The organism is Methyloceanibacter sp. (assembly GCF_050726195.1).
Classification (GTDB): domain Bacteria; phylum Pseudomonadota; class Alphaproteobacteria; order Rhizobiales; family Methyloligellaceae; genus Methyloceanibacter.
Genome location: NZ_JBOHJC010000001.1, coordinates 25,979 through 41,621 on the forward strand (window position 1 = coordinate 25,979; position 15,643 = coordinate 41,621).

Genomic DNA, 15,643 nt, shown 5'->3' on the forward strand with positions numbered 1-15,643 from the left:
GACAAACCTCTAGATAGCTTCCCTCATCAGCCGCCCTCGTCGCAGGAATTACGTGGCGCGGACTAGCTTCAAGTTATCTGCAGAATAGGGCGAATTTGGGCTGCCCGGCACGCAAAAGCAGACGCCCCGGCGGAAGTTCATCCCGCCGGGGCGAGGAAACTGGCAAATGTGCGAGGGCTAGAGCTGGTAGCGGATCTGATCGGTCCAGAAGCGCTCGAGCCGGATCAAGGCTTTGTTGAGCGTCTCCAGATCGTCTTGCCCGATGCCACCGACCTGCTGCAAGGACTTCAACTGCCTTTGGAACAGGCCGTTCACCACCTTGGACACTTCTTGGCCCTTTTCGGTGAGGCTTACCCGCACAGACCGGCGGTCGGTGGTCGAGCGCTGATGGTGAATATAGCCAGCGTCAACCAGCTTCTTCAGATTGTACGAGACGTTGGAGCCGAGATAATACCCACGGCTGGTGAGCTCGCCCGCCGTGAGCTCGGCATCGCCGATGTTGTAGAGCAACAGCGCCTGCACGCTGTTGACATCGACGCGACCCAAGCGCTCGAATTCATCTTTAATGACATCCAGCAGCAACCGGTGGAGCCGCTCGACGAGTTTCAAGGAAACTAGATAGCGTCCCTTGAGGTCTTCTGCCTCTTCCGAACGAACATCTTTCCCTAAGTCCAGGGCTACATTCATCGCCTACCCTCGTTAGTTGTTGTTAATCCCCAACTTGGCGGCGAGAATATGCTTGGCAGCCTAAAATCCGCTTAAGCGAGACGCTTAAGATTGCATGAAATTCTAGGATTAAGTTTTGATGATGTTGCTGCGCGTTTGAGCAGTCTCAAGGGCCCAAGCGCTCGTCGAGCTCGAGTTCGCCGTCGATGGGGGTCGAAAACAGGCGCTCGATCACTTCGTCATCAACGTCCGCTAGGGTTGCAGGCTGCCAGTTCGGCACGCGCCCCTTGCCGCCGATCCGCGCAGCGATGCCCTCGCGGTAGTCGTGGGTGCCGACGAGATGTGAGGCAAGGCTAAACTCGAGCTTCAGCGCCTGCGCGAGATCGAGCGACTTGCCGGCCTGCATCTGCGCAAAGGCAATCTTGAGCGAGGTCGGCGACTTCTTGCGTAGCTCCGCCGCCGTCTCCTTGGCCCAGGCCGCGTCCTCGCCTTCCTCAGCGTCGAGACGGGCGAGGATCTCCTCCACCGAGCCTGCGGAGAAGATGCGGTCGATGGCCGGCGTGTGTCTTACAAGTTCGCCTTCGCCGGGATCGCGATGCAGCCCGTCCAGGAGGCGGTCGATGGGGTGGTTGTCGGCGAGCGCATCCTTGATCACGCCGAAATGGGTAGCGGGGATGTAGTGGCTCACCAGGCGCAAGCGGTGCGCGTCGGCTGGACCGACGGTGCGGCCCGTGAGCGCGAGATAGACGCCAGTCCAGCCGAAGAGGCGCGGCAGAAAATACGTGCCGCCGATATCGGGCAGGAAGCCAATACCCACTTGCGGCATGGCAAAGCGGTAGCCCTCCCCCGCGACGCAATGGGTGCCGAACAGCGTGATGCCAACACCGCCGCCAAAACAGAGGCCGTTGATCAGGGGCACGTTCGGCCTGATGAATTTCTCGAGCAGCCAAACATGGCTATAAGCGGCGCGATAGAACTCGCGAATCGCCTCGGTGGCGCCCTGCTCGTTCAGCGCGTTCAGGACCTTGAGGTCGCCGCCGCTGCAGAACACGGAGGGATGGGCCGATTGCATCACTACGCCGTAGATGTGCGGCGCAGGCGCCCAGCGCCGGTAATGTGCGCTCAAGGCCTCGAACATTTCGCGCGACAGCGCGTTTAATCGCGACGGACGGTTGAGGGTCACCACCCCGGCGCGGTCGACTTCCTCGAACGTGATGCCAAGCGCTTCGGACAATGGCGATGATCCCCGGCCAAATTCGTCGAATTCCCGCCTTGGAAAGGCCCGCGGCAGCTAGCACTCAATGGCGGAAACCACAAGCTTTGGCAAAGATGCACAAGGACGCCAAATGATGCGAAACGCGGTGCCGGGGCTTGTCATCGCGGCCCTCCTCGCGCTGCCGGTCGCCGCATTGGGTCAGGACACGGACGCGCCGCCGCAGCCGGACCGGAACCCGGCGCGTAGCGGGACGCTAGCGACCGAGACGGCGGAGACCGAGCGGCCGAGCCTTCCCGGCGAGGCGACGACCGTGGCGTGGAGCGACACTGCCGTCGCCAAGGCGGAAGCTGCCTGCAAAAACCTCCTTACCGGGCTGGCGCTCGACTACGAGACCTTGCCGCCGATCAAGGAAGGCCTGTGCGGCGCGCCCGCGCCGATCCTCGTCCGGTCGATCGGCGCCAATCCCGAGGTGGCGATCGAGCCTCCGGCCACAATCACCTGCCCCCTCGCCGCCAAGCTCGACGCCTGGCTCAAGGATAAGGTGCAGCTTGCGGCGAAGGCCTCGTTCGACGCTCCGGTCGTGAAGATCCGCAATGCCTCGTCCTATATCTGCCGCAACCGCTACGGCGACATCGACACCAAGATCAGCGAGCATGCGCTGGCCAATGCGCTCGACATCGCCGAGTTCGAACTTGCCTCGGGCGAGCGCATTACGGTCCTAGACAGTTGGCCGCGCACGGTCGTTACCGAGAAGCCGCCTGCTTTCGCCGATGAGACGACTGCCACGGTCGTGAAGGTGAAGCAGACCATCGCCCTCACGCCGACCGTCGCGGCGTCCAAACCAACAGCGAATCCGTTCGTCCCGCCAAAGGCGCGAAGCACCGGCGTCAAGACGAACCCTTTCGTGGCCCCGATCTCCGCTCCCGCTGAGGCCGCCCTCCCCTTGCCGCCGGAGGCCAAGCCGCCAGCACCCGCTCCTTCGGCAGAACCCCGTGCTGTTTTCCTCAGAGCCATGCATGCTGACGCTTGCAAGATGTTCGGCACGGTGCTTGGGCCAGACGCAAACGCGGCTCACAAGGATCACTTTCACTTCGACATGAAGGCACGCCGCCACTCCAGCTACTGCGAGTAATTCAAACGGCAAACCATGTTTGCCGCACCGTCTTTAAGCCGGGTGCCCCGAGTGGTAGTTTCTCGGCTCGTTAGTCACAGAACGCAGGACCAGGCGTGGCGTCACCGTCCAAAGATAAGGCTGTCTCCTTGCGCACCGAGCGTGCCAAGCGGAGCGGCGCGAAGGCGACCGGCTACCCAAAGCCCGGCTATCCGGCCACGCGGCTCAGGCGCAACCGCCGTGCCGACTGGTCGCGAAGGCTCGTGCGCGAGACGACGCTCACGACCGACGACCTCGTATGGCCGATCTTCGTCATCGAGGGCGAGCGGCAGCGCTCCGAGGTCAAGGCGATGCCGGGCGTGGAGCGTCTCTCAATCGACCTTGCCGTCAAGGCGGCGGAGGAAGCGGCGAGGCTTGGGATTCCTGCCATCGCCATCTTCCCCAACACCGATGCCTCGCTTCGTGATGAGGAGGCGAGCGAAGCCTTCAACCCCGGCAATCTGGTGTGCCGGGCGGTGCGCGCCATCAAGTCGGCGGTGCCGGAGATCGGCCTCATCTGCGACGTGGCGCTCGATCCCTATACGAGCCACGGCCATGACGGACTTCTGAACGACGCTGGCGAAGTCGACAACGATCGCACCGTCGAGGCGCTGATCACCCAGGCGCTGGTTCAGGCGGAAGCCGGCTGCGACATCCTTGCACCCTCCGACATGATGGACGGCCGCATCGGCGCGATCCGCGCCGCGCTCGAACAAAACCGTTTCACCGAAACGCAGATCCTGAGCTACGCCGTCAAGTACGCTTCGGCGTTCTATGGGCCGTTCCGCGAGGCGGTCGGCTCAAGCGCGCAGTTCCGCGGCGACAAGAAGGCCTATCAGATGGACCCGGCCAACGGCGACGAGGCGCTGCGCGAGGCGGCGCTCGACGTCGCCGAAGGCGCCGACATGCTGATGGTGAAGCCGGGGCTCCCTTATCTCGACATCGTGTGGCAGGTGAAGGAAGCGTTCAAGCTGCCGACGTTCGTCTACCAGACCTCCGGCGAGTACGCGATGATCGTGGGCGCGGCCGAGCGTGGCTGGCTCGATCGGGATCGGGTGGTCATGGAAAGCTTGACGGCGTTCAAGCGCGCCGGTGCCGATGCCGTGTTCACGTATTTCGCGCCGGAAGTGGCGAGACGGCTGAAGAGCGCGACCTAACGCTCAGTCGGTGACCTTCATGTTGGTGAAGATCACCGTCGCCTCCCTCCCTTTGTCGAAATTGTCGCCGGAGAGACCGAAGCGCCAGCCGCCCGCCGGCGATTGCCCCCGCAACTCGCGTACCTTCGTACCGTTGATGTAGAAGGTGAGCGCGTTGCCCTTGGCATCGACGCGGAGGGTGTTGGACGCGCCGGGCGCGGTGTTGATGGCGGGGGTTTCGATATTGGCGGCGATAGTGCCGAGCCACTCGCCACCCTGCTTGCGCGCGATCCAGAACTTGCCGTTGTTGAGGATGCCGAACTGATAATAGGTGCGGTTGTCCTCGCCCCAGAACAGCAGGCCGGCGCCGAGCATCGGTTGATCGCCGCCTTGCGGCCACACCGCCTCGGTGCAGATATCCGCGTCCTCGACGGTGAAGGTGACGTTGAGGTTCGACTGCATGTCGTCAGCCGGGAGCTTGAAGATGAAGGCGCCGTCCTTCACCTCGATGGTCTCTCTCAGCGACCATCCGCCGGCATCGTCGTCGAACTTGTCCTCGAAAATGACCTTGCTGCCGTCGCAGGCGAGCGCATGACCGCAAGCGGCGGTGAAAAGGCCGGCAAGCGCGAGCCACAACACCGTTTTCCGCATCCTTACGTCCCCGTAAGCCTCGTCGCGCCCAGAGAGAATCCTTAACGCGTCGTCCCGGACTCGGCAACCGGCGTACCCGTCCGGCCCTATGAGGGCTGTCCCGCTTGTCTGCGCGTGACGGGATACCCATGTTGACCGTGCAAGCTTGGCCCGATTCGGAGGCACTATGACTGAGCATCACCCCCATCCCCATCCGGCCCCCACCAGCTTCAGCGACGAGCCGCACGCCTATAATCCCGTAACCCAGCCTCAGCTGTTTCAGGCGGTGATCCGCAAACGCTCGGTGGCCTTTATCGTCGACGCCATCATCATCTTGGCGTTAACCGCCATCGCCTGGGTCGCCGTGGCGATACTGGGCATCGTCACACTGGGCCTGGCCTGGCTCCTGTTCGGCTTGGTGTTCCCGGCGGTCGGCCTCGGCTACAACGCCATCACCATCGGCGGCCCGAACTCGGCCACGATCGGCCAGCGCATGATGGGGCTTTCCGTGCATATGTGGAACGGCGGCAAGGTGACCCCGCTCATCGCGGCATTCCACGCGCTCCTGTTCTGGTTCTCGCTGGTGATTTTCTGCCCCATTCTGCTGTGGGCGTTCTTCGACCAGCGCAAGCGCTGCCTGCACGACATTCTCGCGGGCGTTGTGGTGATCAACCGGCCCTAGCTTGGAGGAGTTCCAAATTTTAGTGGCTTTGTGACAAGGCTTGCGGATTGCGCGCCCGGCCTCCAATCCACTAAGCTTGCCCCGGATTGACTTGGATTCGCTTCAGGTCGGTGGCCGTGACAGAGCATAAGAGCAACTTTCCCGAGTTCTATATCACCGCGCCGCAGCCCTGCCCCTATCTTCCCGGCCGGCTCGAGCGGAAGCTGTTCACGCACCTCACGCGCGACAAGCCGGGTTTCCTCATCGACAACCTGCTGAAGGGCGGGTTCCGGCGCAGCCAGAACATCGCCTACATGCCCTATTGCGATGCGTGCTCTGCCTGCGTGCCCGTGCGCATCCTGGTGGATGAGTTCGCGCCGCGCCGCTCCCTGAAACGTATCGCGCGCGCCAATCTCGATCTTGTGGCGACCCGCATGCCGCCGGCGCCGAGCTCCGAGCAATATGCGCTGTTCCGCACCTATATCGAGGCGCGCCACGCCGACGGCGGCATGGCGGAGATGAGCGTGCTCGACTATTCGCTGATGGTCGAGGACAGCGTGGTGGAAACCTTCGTTACCGAGTATCGGCTGAAGCCAGACGAGAGTGGCGACGCGCCGCTCATGGGGGTCGCGCTATGCGACCGTCTCAGCGACGGAATCTCCATGGTGTACAGTTTCTACGAGCCGGACCTGCCGGCGCGGAGCCTCGGCACTTACATGATCCTCGACCACGTCGACTATGCCCGGGCGCAAGGCTACCCCTTCGTCTATCTCGGCTACTGGATCGAGGGCTCCCGCAAGATGCGCTATAAGGACCGCTTCCAGCCGCAGGAACGGCTCACGTCGAAGGGCTGGGTGCGCGGATGAGGCTGCGGACCGTCTTCTATCACTGCCCATTGAAGCGTTTGCCGAACTTGCCTGACTTGGGGAAGCCACGCGGCGGCAGGCGTCCGGCCTGCGCGCGGGTACCCCACCAGTCGCGCAACTCTGCCGATGAAAGCGTGAAGGTGCGGTCCGCCGCGTCGATGTAAGTGAGGCCGTCCTTCTTCAGGAAGGTCTTGGCGTCGGCGAGACCGCCGTCCTTGTAGCGCTGGAGGCGCACTCCCTTGCCACGCGGCATCTCGGGCAGTTCCTTCAGTGCGAACAAAAGCAACTTGCGGTTCTCGCCGATCACCGCGACGCTGTCGCCGTCGACCGGCGCGGCAACCGCCGCCTCATCGCCCGCTTTCACGTTCAAGATCTGCTTGCCCTTGCGGGTCATGGCCACGACCTCGTCCTCGGGCACGATGAAGCCGTGGCCGCTCAACGAGGCGACGAGTAGCTTGCGGCCGGGTTCGTAGACGAACAGCTCGACGCTATCGGCGGCGTCCTCGATGTCGACCATGAGGCGGAACGGCTCGCCATGGCCCCTGCCGCCCGGCAGCTTGTCGGCGCCCAGCGAATAGAAGCGCCCGTTGGTGGCAAACAGGAGCAGCGTGTCCGTCGTCTGAGCGTGCACCAGACTCTTCAGCCGGTCACCCTCCTTGAAGGTGAGGCTCGGGGCTTCGGTGTTGTGGCCCTTGATGGAGCGGATCCAGCCTTTCTCCGACAGCACGACGGTGACCGGTTCCTTCTCGATCATGGCTTCGGCAAGCTCGATCTCGACCCCTTCCGGCGCATCGGCGAAGATCGTGCGCCTCTTGCCAAGCTCGGTCTTCTGGCCGAACTCGGCCTTCAGCGCCTTGATCTCGTCCGCGATGCGGGTCCATTGCTTGTCCCTGGAGGCGAGCAGCGATTTCAGCTCCTTGCGTTCCTTGGTGAGCGCGTCGTGCTCGCGCTTGATCTCCATCTCCTCGAGCTTGCGCAGAGCACGCAAGCGCATGTTGAGGATGGCTTCGGCTTGCACGTCGGTGAGCCTGAAGGCCTTCATCAGGGCAGGCTTGGGCTCGTCCTTCTCGCGGATAATCTTGATGACCTTGTCGACGTTCAAATAGACGATGAGATAGCCGGCGAGCACTTCGAGCCGGTGGTCGATCTTGGCGAGGCGGAATTTGGAGCGGCGGACGAGCACCACCAGGCGGTGGTCGAGCCACTCCTGCAACACTTGGCGAAGCCCAAGCACGTTGGGGATTTGACCGCAGCTCAGCACGTTCATGTTGAGCGGCACCCGCGTCTCGAGCTCGGTCAACTTGAACAGCGACTCCATGAGGAGCGTGGGATCGACGCTGCGGCTCTTCGGCTCCAGCACCAGCCGCACGTCCTCCGCCGATTCGTCCCGGACGTCGGCAAGGAGCGGTAGCTTCTTCTGTTGGAGTAACTCGGCGATGCGCGCGACGAGCCGCGCCTTTGGCACCTGATACGGGATCTCGGTGACCACGATCTGGTAGGTGCCGCGGCCGGTGTCCTCCTGCTCCCACTTCGCGCGCAGCCGAAAGCTGCCACGGCCCGTCTTGTAGGCATCAACGATACTCTCGCGCGGCTCAACGATAACGCCGCCGGTCGGCAGGTCCGGACCGGGCACGAAATCGACCAGCTTGTCGGCGGTGGCCTTGGGGAACTTGATGAGGTGGAGCGCCGCGTCGCACAGCTCGCCGGCATTGTGCGGCGGGATGTTGGTGGCCATGCCAACGGCGATGCCCGAGGCGCCGTTGGCAAGGAGGTTCGGGAAATTGGCCGGCAGGACTGAGGGCTCCTGCTCGCGGCCGTCGTAGTTGGCGCGGAAGTCGACTGTGTCCTCGTCGATGCCTTCCAGAAGCCGCGCGGCAACCTCCGTGAGCCGCGCCTCGGTATAGCGCTCGGCGGCAGGGTTATCGCCGTCGATATTGCCGAAATTGCCCTGGCCCTCGACGAGGGGGTAGCGGACGGAGAAGTCCTGGGCGAGGCGCGCCAGGGCGTCGTAGATCGCCTGGTTCCCATGGGGGTGGAAGTTGCCCATGGTATCGCCAACGATCTTGGCGCATTTGCGGAACTCGCCTTGGGGGCCGAGCCGCAATTGCTGCATGGCGTAGAGAAGGCGCCGGTGCACCGGCTTGAGGCCATCGCGCACGTCGGGCAGCGCCCGGTGCATGATGGTGGAGAGCGCGTAGGCGAGATAGCGCTGCTCGAGCGCCTCTTTCAGATCGACCGGCTCGATTGGCCCCGAATCAGGCGGGGATGCGCGTTTTCCCATGCCTCGCGCTTAGCGCATCGCCATGGCGCGCTCAAGGCGTCTCGCTCCGCTCGGGGTTGCGGTCCGGAAGCGGCGGGAGCGCGTCTGCCGGCCCGCGGAAGCAGGACGTGTCGAGGAACATTTGAATCGACACGTAGTACCACTGATTGCCGTGCTTCCATCCCGCGACGCCGACGCCGATTTCCGTGGAGGCCGAGCGCAGTGCACGCTCGTGCCCGGGCGAGCGCTTCCAGAAGCGCATGGCCTTGGCCATGGCCGACTCGACGGAGGCGCGGGCCGGACGCGTCCAGGACTGATGCCAGTTCTCGCCGCGAAACTTGCAGAACTTGATACCGCCCGCGCGTAGCCGCTGCGCCGGGCTTCGCCCGTCCGCTCCGTGGCCTTGCTTGAGCGTGCGGGCAAGATAGGTGGCGTAGGCCTGCGCCACCTGGCTCGCGCCGGCGCTTTCATCCAAGGGCGCAAGTCCCCTGGCTTGCCGGTAGGCATTGGTCTCGCTGACGATTGTCGCTCTCGCGCCCGGAGCGACGAACTGTTGCGCCTTCACCGGCACGACTTCGGACATTACCCCGGCCACCAAGAGCCCAAGCGCGAGCGGCAATGGCGCGACAGATCGTCTGCCCTCCCCGCGCATGAACATGCGCCGCCTCCACGCGTCACGATTGGCGTCCGAAGGGAAATCTTACCTCATCATGCGTGCCGGCTTAAGCCGACGCGTCGCGGCAACGGCGATTGCCGCTGCTCAAGAGGACGTCTCGAGGCCAGTCAGTTCGGCAAAGCGTGTGATGCTCGTGCTCCACCCTTGCGGGGAATCGAGCGCCGCGCGCAATGCGGCTGCCGTCTCGCCGAAGCGCTCGAGGTGCCGATGCTCCAGCTCGACTCTGGTCGTATCGTCGCCTTCAGGGATAAAACGCACCTCGACCTCGCTGACCGCGTTCGGGTCGAACTGAAAATTGCCATTGATTTGCCAGCCGAGGACCATCCGATTGGGCGGGTCCCAGGCCAGCACCTCACCCCACAAACATTCCGATCTATCCTCGCCGCGCTCGAACCAGCGGCCGCCGACGCGCGGCTCGATGATCACCTCTTTCTGCGGGGAGCCGGAGGCGAGGATGGAATGCTCCTTTTGCCACCACCGGCAGGCAGCGAAGACCTCGAACGCCCGCTCCTGTCCCGCCTTGACCGTGACAGTCTTCCGCACCGATGCGACCTCGATGCTGCGCTGCATGGCTACTCCTCCTTCTTGCTCTCTTCCCGCGTGGGGCCGTCTGACTCAAGTTCGGCTTGAAAGGCCGCAAGACCGGACGTCCAAAGCTCGTCGAGCCAGCGCCGCAGCGCGCCGAGGCCCGCCGGGTCGATCTCGTAAATGTGCCTGGTCCCGTCGCGCCGCTCGCGCACAAGTCTCGCCTCACGCAGCACCTTCAGATGCTGCGAGACGGCCGGCCGGCTGACCGGCAAGGCATCTGCGAGGCGTCCGACCGACCTTGGGCCGCACTTGAGCTGCTCGAACACCTGACGCCGCGTGGGATCGGCCAAAGCCGTAAGCGCTTGTGCGTAAGTCATGCCTTACCGTAAGCTAATGCTTACTGAATTGCAAGCCCGGATGGGGAGGCCTCGGGGGGACGCCTGGCGAGAAGATCGAGGAGGCGGGCGCGGGCTTTTGGCAGGGTGAGGCCATGCGGCTCAAGCACGTCGCGCTCGAGGAAGTGTCCGGTGAGCACGAAGCCGGCGGCGATGTCGGCGTTCCCGACAGGCGCTGTATCATCGAGCAGAAACGCCGGCAGCTTGAGCAGCTTGTCGCAATAGGGCTGGCCCGCGTCGCGCGAGACCGCCCTTCCCGAGCGCGGCGATACGTAGGTGAGCTCGTGGTCGGCTCCGGTCACCGCGCATGTGGAGAGATCAAGGCCGAAGCCGAGCTCCTGCAATAGCTGGAACTCCCAGCGCACGAGGAGCACCGGCCAAATGCGCCGGTCATCGAGCGCGCGCAGGACATGCAACGTCTCGGCGTAAAGCTCGGGATGCGGGTCGCGCTCAGGCAGAAGCTTGGCAAGGCCGGCCAAGGTGCCGATGGCGGCAAGCGCCGCCGCATCGTCGAGCGCGCGGGCGGCATGGGCCTCCATCAGCTCCACATTGAAGCCGCCAAGATGGTCGGAGAGACGCGCGCGCCAGGTGACGCGCACGAGATTGCCGGGCTGAAGGACGGGGCGAATGCGGCGCGAGCGGCCGCCGCGCACGAGCCCGAGATGCCGCCCGTGCGACAACGTCAACAGCTCGGCGACCACATTCGCTTCGCCGAGCGGCTTGCCGCCCAGGAAGATGCCATCGTCCACCCAGTCCATCGGCTAACCTATGGCGCAGCCATGCGCCACTCAAGCGGCCCGATGGTTGCCCTAGCCACCACTCGATGTGCCAGAGGAACCCGGTGTGGTCGTCGAACCTGAGCCCGGCAACGGCGTTGGGCCAATGTCTGGCGCATCAGGCGTGCCGGGCGTCACGCCGAAACTTGGATAGGGCGCATAGCCAAGTCCTGGACCCGCAGAAGGATTGGTCTCTTGCAGCGATTGTGGCGAACCTTCGATGAGGCCCGGATTCGTCCTTATCGGGGGCGCGCCCGTTGACCCGGTGCCCGTCGTCGACTGTGCATTGCTGACCGTCGTCGCCAATACCACGGAGATGCCGATCAGCGCGGCTAAAGCGAATTTCATGGGCTGACCTCCGTGAAGTGATCGATCTGGGCCAACCGACTGTCGAAAGAATGGTTCCCGACGGAAAGTCGCAATCAGCGATTCTTCGGATAGTCCAGGCCCATCTCGCGGAAGCGCTCGGGGTCCTCTCCCCAGCGCTCGCGCACCTTGACGAACAGAAAGAGGTGGACGGGGACCCCCGCGATCGCGGCGATCTCAGCGCGGGCGGCCTGGCCGATTTCCTTGATCATGGCGCCCTTGGCGCCGAGCACGATGCGGCGCTGGCTCTCGCGCTCGACATAGATGGTCTGCTCGATGCGGACGCTGCCGTCCTTAAGCTCCTTCCAGTCGGTGGTTTCCACGGTCAGCGCGTAAGGCAGCTCCTCGTGCAGTCGCAAGAACAGCTTCTCGCGGGTGATCTCGGCGGCGGTTTGGCGCAGCGAGGCGTCGGTGAGCTGGTCTTCGGGGAACAGCCATGGCCCTGGAGGCACCGCTTCGGCGAGATACGCCTTGAGGTCGGCGACACCGTCGCCAGTCAGGGCCGAGACCATGAACACGCGGTCGAAGGCTCGATGCGCGGACAACTCCGACGCAAGCCGCAGTAGGTCGGGCTTTGCTACGAGATCGATCTTGTTAAGGAGCGCGATGGCCGGCCGCTTGACCTCGGGCAGATGCTCAAGGAGCGGTGCGAGCTTGTCATCCAGACCGCGTTTGGCGTCGACCACGAGGGCCACGATGTCGGCGTCGGCAGCGCGGTCCCAAGCGGCGTGCGCCATGGCGCGATCGAGCTTGCGCTTGGGCTGAAAGATGCCGGGCGTGTCGACGAGGATTACTTGTGAGGCGCCGATCAGCGCGATGCCGCGCACCGGCCCCCGCGTGGTCTGCGCCTTGTGGGTGACGATGGACACCTTGGCGCCGACGAGCGCGTTGGTGAGCGTCGACTTGCCGCTATTCGGCGCGCCGATCAAGGCGACGAAGCCGCAGCGCGTCTCCTCTCCACCCGGGGTCGCGGTGTCAGCCATCTGCGGGCGGGCGCCAGACGCCCTCGCGTAGCAGCATGGCGAGCGCTGCCGCCTGTTCGGCTTGGCGCTTATTCGCCCCCTGCCCTCGCTCCGGGGCCACCCCCTCCACCTGCACTTCGGCGGTGAAGCGCGGCGCGTGGTCGGGTCCCTCTCGGGCGATCTCGATATAGCGCGGCAGCGGCAGCGCTTTGCCTTGCGCCCATTCCTGTAATACCGACTTCGCGTCGGGCGCGGCGAGGTCGAGGTCGGCGAGATTGGGCTCCCAATCGCGATGCACCAGAGCGCGCGCCGCGGGGTAGCCGCCATCGGCGAATACCGCGCCGAGCACGGCCTCGCAGGCGTTGGCGAGGATCGTCTTCTTGTGGCGGCCGCCCGAGCCGGCCTCGCCGCCGCTCATCAGGATAAAATCGCCGAGCGCCCAATCCTGCGCCACTTGGGCGCAGGTCTCGGCGCGCACCAGGTGATTGAACCAGCGGGCGAGTTCGCCCTCATGCGCCATGGGGAAGCGATCCGCCAGCAGCTCAGCCACGGCGAGCCCCAGCACGCGGTCGCCCACGAATTCGAGCCGCTCGTTGTCCTCGTTCGGTTTGGCGCTTGCCCGCGCGCTCGAATGGGTCAGAGCGAGCTTGAGTAGGGCGGGATCGGCGAAGTCGTGCCCGAGCCGGGCGCAAAGCCGGGCGAGATCCGTAGTCCGCCGCTTAGGCAAGGCCTTAATAAACCACCTGGAAGATGCGGTCCCAGCGGACTTCCGTGGGCCAGCGCCAGAATTCCCAGAACCTCGAATCTTCGTCGATCGAGAAGAAGATCACCTGTGCCTTCCCGACGAGATTCTCGAACGGTACGAATCCCACTTCCGACAAGAAACGGCTGTCCGTCGAGTTGTCGCGGTTGTCGCCCATCATGAAAAATTGCCCTTCGGGCACGTTGTAGACCTCAGTGTTGTCGCCGAAGCCGTCCTTGACGAGATCGAGCACGGGATAGCTCACGCCGTTCGGCAGGGTCTCCTGGTAGCGCGCCATGCGCCGCTCGCGGCCCGAGGAGTCCGTCACGACGTAATCGTCGATCTTCACCTTGTCGACGGCGTCGCCGTTGATGTGCAGGACGCCGTGGATCATCTGGATCTCGTCGCCCGGGAGCCCGATGACGCGCTTGATGTAGTCGGTCTCGTTGTCGCGCGGCAGCTTGAACACGACCACGTCGCCGCGCTCGGGATCGCTGGCCCAGATGCGGCCGGGGAACAGATTGAGGCCGAACGGAAACGAGTAGCGGCTATAACCGTAGCTGTATTTCGAGACGAAGAGATAGTCTCCGATCAAGAGCGTCGGGATCATGGAGCCGGAGGGGATATTGAACGGCTGGAACAGGAAAACACGCACGATCAGCGCCAGGATCAGCGCATGAATAATGACGCGGACCGTGTCCCTGGTACTGCTTTTCGCTTCCATCTTTTCGGCGTCCACGCTCATGCGGAAGCTCTCCTTGGGTTCTTGCTCGGGCCGCTCCCCCGCCCTCACGACTTGCGACAGGCGCCCCTATAGCTCCTCCCCGGGCAACAGGCAAAGCCTCAATCCCGGCCGGGCAGCTTCATGGCGGAGATGATGACGATCGCCTGGGCGGTCGGGAAATCGTCGGTGATGGTGAGGTCGATGCGTACGTCAAGTCCTTGGGGTGTTAGGCGTTCGAGCGCGCGCAAGGCGCCCCCGGTCAGTTCAAGCGTAGGCCGGCCGGAAGGCAGATTGACGACGCCCATGTCGCGCCAGAACACGCCGTGGCGAAAGCCGGTGCCGAGCGCCTTGGCGCACGCCTCCTTGGCGGCGAAGCGTTTGGCGTAGGAGGCGGCCCGCGCCGCCCTGCCATCCGACTTCTGGCGCTCGATGTCGGTGAACACGCGCAACAAGAACCGTTCGCCGTACCGCTCGATGGTGCGTTCCACGCGACGGATGTCGATGATGTCGTTGCCGAGGCCGATGATCATCACGCGAGTCCAGCCCTGGCACTAGCGCGCTGGCGCAGAGTCTCCCGTCCCTTATCCATTGCGGTGCGCATCTGCCGCACACTTTCGTCGAGGCCTACGAACACCGCCTCGCCAACAAGAAAGTGCCCGATATTGAGCTCAACGATTTCAGGCAAGGCGGAGATCGTCTCCGCGGTCGCATAGTTGAGGCCGTGGCCGGCGTGCACTTCGAGACCCAGACCGCGCGCGAGCCGCGCACCGTCCTTTATGGCGCGCCACTGCGCCTCGGCGTCGTCGCTGCGCCCTTCGGCCAGCGCAGCGCACCACGGGCCGACATGAATTTCGATGGCCGGGGCGCGCAGGCGCGACGCCGCCTCGATCTTGCGCCGCTCCGGAGCGATGAACAACGACACATGAATGCCGGCATCGACCAGCTTGGCAACCACAGGCACCAGAGTGTCGAATTGGCCGACGACGTCGAGGCCGCCTTCGGTGGTGCGCTCGGTGCGTTTCTCCGGCACCACGCAGGCGGCATGGGGCGCGGTCTTGAGCGCAATGGCGAGCATCTCCGGAGTCGCCGCCATCTCCAGATTGAGCGGACAGTCGAGTTCGGCGATCAGGCGCGCGATGTCTTCGTCGGTGATGTGGCGCCGGTCTTCGCGCAGGTGCGCCGTGATATTGTCGGCGCCAGCTTCGACCGCAAGCCGCGCGGCGCGCAAAGGATCGGGATGCGGCCCGCCGCGTGCGTTGCGCAGGGTGGCGACATGGTCGATGTTGATCCCGAGCCTGATGGGAGGAACGGTCATCGGGCTTCAGCCGCCTCTCGGGATCTGAGCTCGCGGCGACGGTGCTGATAGGCATCCACCATGGGCTTCACCACGACATAGCTCAGGGCGGCAAGGCCAATGCCGATGGGAACGGCGCCGAGCGACATGGGTTTCAGGATCGGCCAAAGCTGTTCGACGGATGTCTGGAAGATGCCGCCGGAAAGGTCGATGCGCGCCTTATCCGAACCGCCGCCCAGCATCAGGTGACCGACCTCATAGGTTCCGTACCAGAACAACGGATAGGTCAACGGGTTGCCGACGAACGTGCCGAGAACGGCCGCGACGATGCTGCCGCCGATGATCCAGGCGACCAGCGCCGCCATGATCATGTGCGTGCCGAGAAACGGGGTCGTGGCAGAGAACACGCCGGCGGCGAAGCCAAGTGCGACGGCATGGGGCGTGGCGCTCAAGCGGCGCACGCGGTGCACGATGTAACGAGTCGAGCGGCTCCAGCTGCGGCGGGGCCACAGATGCACCCTGAGCCGCTCCAGAAAGCTCTCCGCCTCTCGGCGCCTGAACAGCATCGTCACCTCGTTCTAAGGACTGGTGATCG

General features: G+C 64.4%; 19 protein-coding genes. 4 read left to right on the plus strand and 15 right to left on the minus strand.

Going from position 1 to position 15,643, the window contains the following annotated elements:
* Positions 1 to 177: 177 nt before the first annotated feature.
* Positions 178 to 687, minus strand: coding sequence for a transcriptional regulator LdtR (gene ldtR / locus ACRECX_RS00145; protein WP_431556783.1), 510 nt, complete (start codon positions 685 to 687; stop codon positions 178 to 180).
* Between the two features lie 145 nt (positions 688 to 832).
* Complete coding sequence (locus ACRECX_RS00150) at positions 833 to 1,900, minus strand: enoyl-CoA hydratase/isomerase family protein (protein WP_431556784.1); 1,068 nt, start codon at positions 1,898 to 1,900, stop codon at positions 833 to 835.
* A gap of 112 nt (positions 1,901 to 2,012) precedes the next feature.
* Between ACRECX_RS00150 and ACRECX_RS00155 the strand changes: the two genes are divergently transcribed.
* A complete protein-coding gene (locus tag ACRECX_RS00155) occupies positions 2,013 to 3,014 on the plus strand; it encodes an extensin family protein (RefSeq protein ID WP_431556785.1) in 1,002 nt (333 codons plus the stop codon).
* A gap of 128 nt (positions 3,015 to 3,142) precedes the next feature.
* Positions 3,143 to 4,189, plus strand: coding sequence for a porphobilinogen synthase (hemB, locus tag ACRECX_RS00160; protein ID WP_431556786.1), 1,047 nt, complete (start codon positions 3,143 to 3,145; stop codon positions 4,187 to 4,189).
* Between the two features lie 3 nt (positions 4,190 to 4,192).
* Here hemB and ACRECX_RS00165 read toward each other — a convergent pair whose 3' ends face one another.
* On the minus strand, positions 4,193 to 4,819 hold the full coding sequence (locus tag ACRECX_RS00165; RefSeq protein ID WP_431556787.1) for a family 16 glycoside hydrolase: 627 nt from the start codon (positions 4,817 to 4,819) through the stop codon (positions 4,193 to 4,195).
* 166 nt (positions 4,820 to 4,985) lie between these two features.
* On the opposite strand from ACRECX_RS00165, the gene ACRECX_RS00170 reads away from it, so the two are divergent.
* Both ACRECX_RS00170 and ACRECX_RS00175 read left to right on the plus strand, forming a co-directional pair.
* The gene (locus ACRECX_RS00170; protein WP_431556788.1) at positions 4,986 to 5,480 is read left to right on the plus strand and encodes an RDD family protein; all 495 of its coding nucleotides are present in this window, start codon (positions 4,986 to 4,988) and stop codon (positions 5,478 to 5,480) included.
* Between the two features lie 116 nt (positions 5,481 to 5,596).
* Entirely contained in the window at positions 5,597 to 6,325 is a 729-nt protein-coding gene (locus tag ACRECX_RS00175; protein ID WP_431556789.1) for an arginyltransferase, read from the plus strand.
* Positions 6,326 to 6,344: 19 nt separating this feature from the next.
* Here ACRECX_RS00175 and parC read toward each other — a convergent pair whose 3' ends face one another.
* The 12 genes from parC to ACRECX_RS00235 form a co-directional block, all read right to left on the minus strand.
* Positions 6,345 to 8,606: a DNA topoisomerase IV subunit A gene (gene parC, locus ACRECX_RS00180; protein ID WP_431556790.1), complete on the minus strand. Its 2,262-nt coding sequence runs from the start codon at positions 8,604 to 8,606 to the stop codon at positions 6,345 to 6,347.
* A 31-nt stretch (positions 8,607 to 8,637) separates the two neighbouring features.
* A complete protein-coding gene (locus tag ACRECX_RS00185; protein WP_431556791.1) occupies positions 8,638 to 9,243 on the minus strand; it encodes a CAP domain-containing protein in 606 nt (201 codons plus the stop codon).
* 102 nt (positions 9,244 to 9,345) lie between these two features.
* Positions 9,346 to 9,831, minus strand: a complete 486-nt coding sequence (locus tag ACRECX_RS00190; RefSeq protein WP_431556792.1) for an SRPBCC family protein — start codon at positions 9,829 to 9,831, stop codon at positions 9,346 to 9,348.
* 2 nt (positions 9,832 to 9,833) lie between these two features.
* Complete coding sequence (locus ACRECX_RS00195) at positions 9,834 to 10,166, minus strand: ArsR/SmtB family transcription factor (RefSeq protein ID WP_431556793.1); 333 nt, start codon at positions 10,164 to 10,166, stop codon at positions 9,834 to 9,836.
* A 20-nt stretch (positions 10,167 to 10,186) separates the two neighbouring features.
* Positions 10,187 to 10,942: a DNA repair protein RecO gene (gene recO / locus ACRECX_RS00200; protein WP_431556794.1), complete on the minus strand. Its 756-nt coding sequence runs from the start codon at positions 10,940 to 10,942 to the stop codon at positions 10,187 to 10,189.
* Positions 10,943 to 10,993: 51 nt separating this feature from the next.
* A complete protein-coding gene (locus tag ACRECX_RS00205; protein ID WP_431556795.1) occupies positions 10,994 to 11,308 on the minus strand; it encodes a hypothetical protein in 315 nt (104 codons plus the stop codon).
* Positions 11,309 to 11,382: 74 nt separating this feature from the next.
* Positions 11,383 to 12,309 carry a GTPase Era gene (era, locus tag ACRECX_RS00210; protein WP_431556796.1) on the minus strand — a complete coding sequence of 309 codons (927 nt, stop codon included), beginning with the start codon at positions 12,307 to 12,309 and terminating at the stop codon, positions 11,383 to 11,385.
* Complete coding sequence (rnc, locus tag ACRECX_RS00215; RefSeq protein WP_431556797.1) at positions 12,302 to 13,015, minus strand: ribonuclease III; 714 nt, start codon at positions 13,013 to 13,015, stop codon at positions 12,302 to 12,304. The genes era and rnc overlap by 8 nt, the downstream gene beginning before the upstream one ends.
* 4 nt (positions 13,016 to 13,019) lie before the next feature.
* Positions 13,020 to 13,775: a signal peptidase I gene (gene lepB, locus ACRECX_RS00220; RefSeq protein ID WP_431556798.1), complete on the minus strand. Its 756-nt coding sequence runs from the start codon at positions 13,773 to 13,775 to the stop codon at positions 13,020 to 13,022.
* A gap of 98 nt (positions 13,776 to 13,873) precedes the next feature.
* The gene (gene acpS, locus ACRECX_RS00225) at positions 13,874 to 14,284 is read right to left on the minus strand and encodes a holo-ACP synthase (protein WP_431557006.1); all 411 of its coding nucleotides are present in this window, start codon (positions 14,282 to 14,284) and stop codon (positions 13,874 to 13,876) included.
* Positions 14,284 to 15,069 (minus strand): pyridoxine 5'-phosphate synthase, encoded by a 786-nt coding sequence (locus tag ACRECX_RS00230; RefSeq protein WP_431556799.1) that lies wholly within the window; start codon positions 15,067 to 15,069, stop codon positions 14,284 to 14,286. Before ACRECX_RS00230 ends, acpS begins: the two co-directional genes overlap by 1 nt.
* The gene (locus tag ACRECX_RS00235; RefSeq protein ID WP_431556800.1) at positions 15,066 to 15,614 is read right to left on the minus strand and encodes a DUF2062 domain-containing protein; all 549 of its coding nucleotides are present in this window, start codon (positions 15,612 to 15,614) and stop codon (positions 15,066 to 15,068) included. Before ACRECX_RS00235 ends, ACRECX_RS00230 begins: the two co-directional genes overlap by 4 nt.
* Between the last annotated feature and the right edge of the window lie 29 nt (positions 15,615 to 15,643).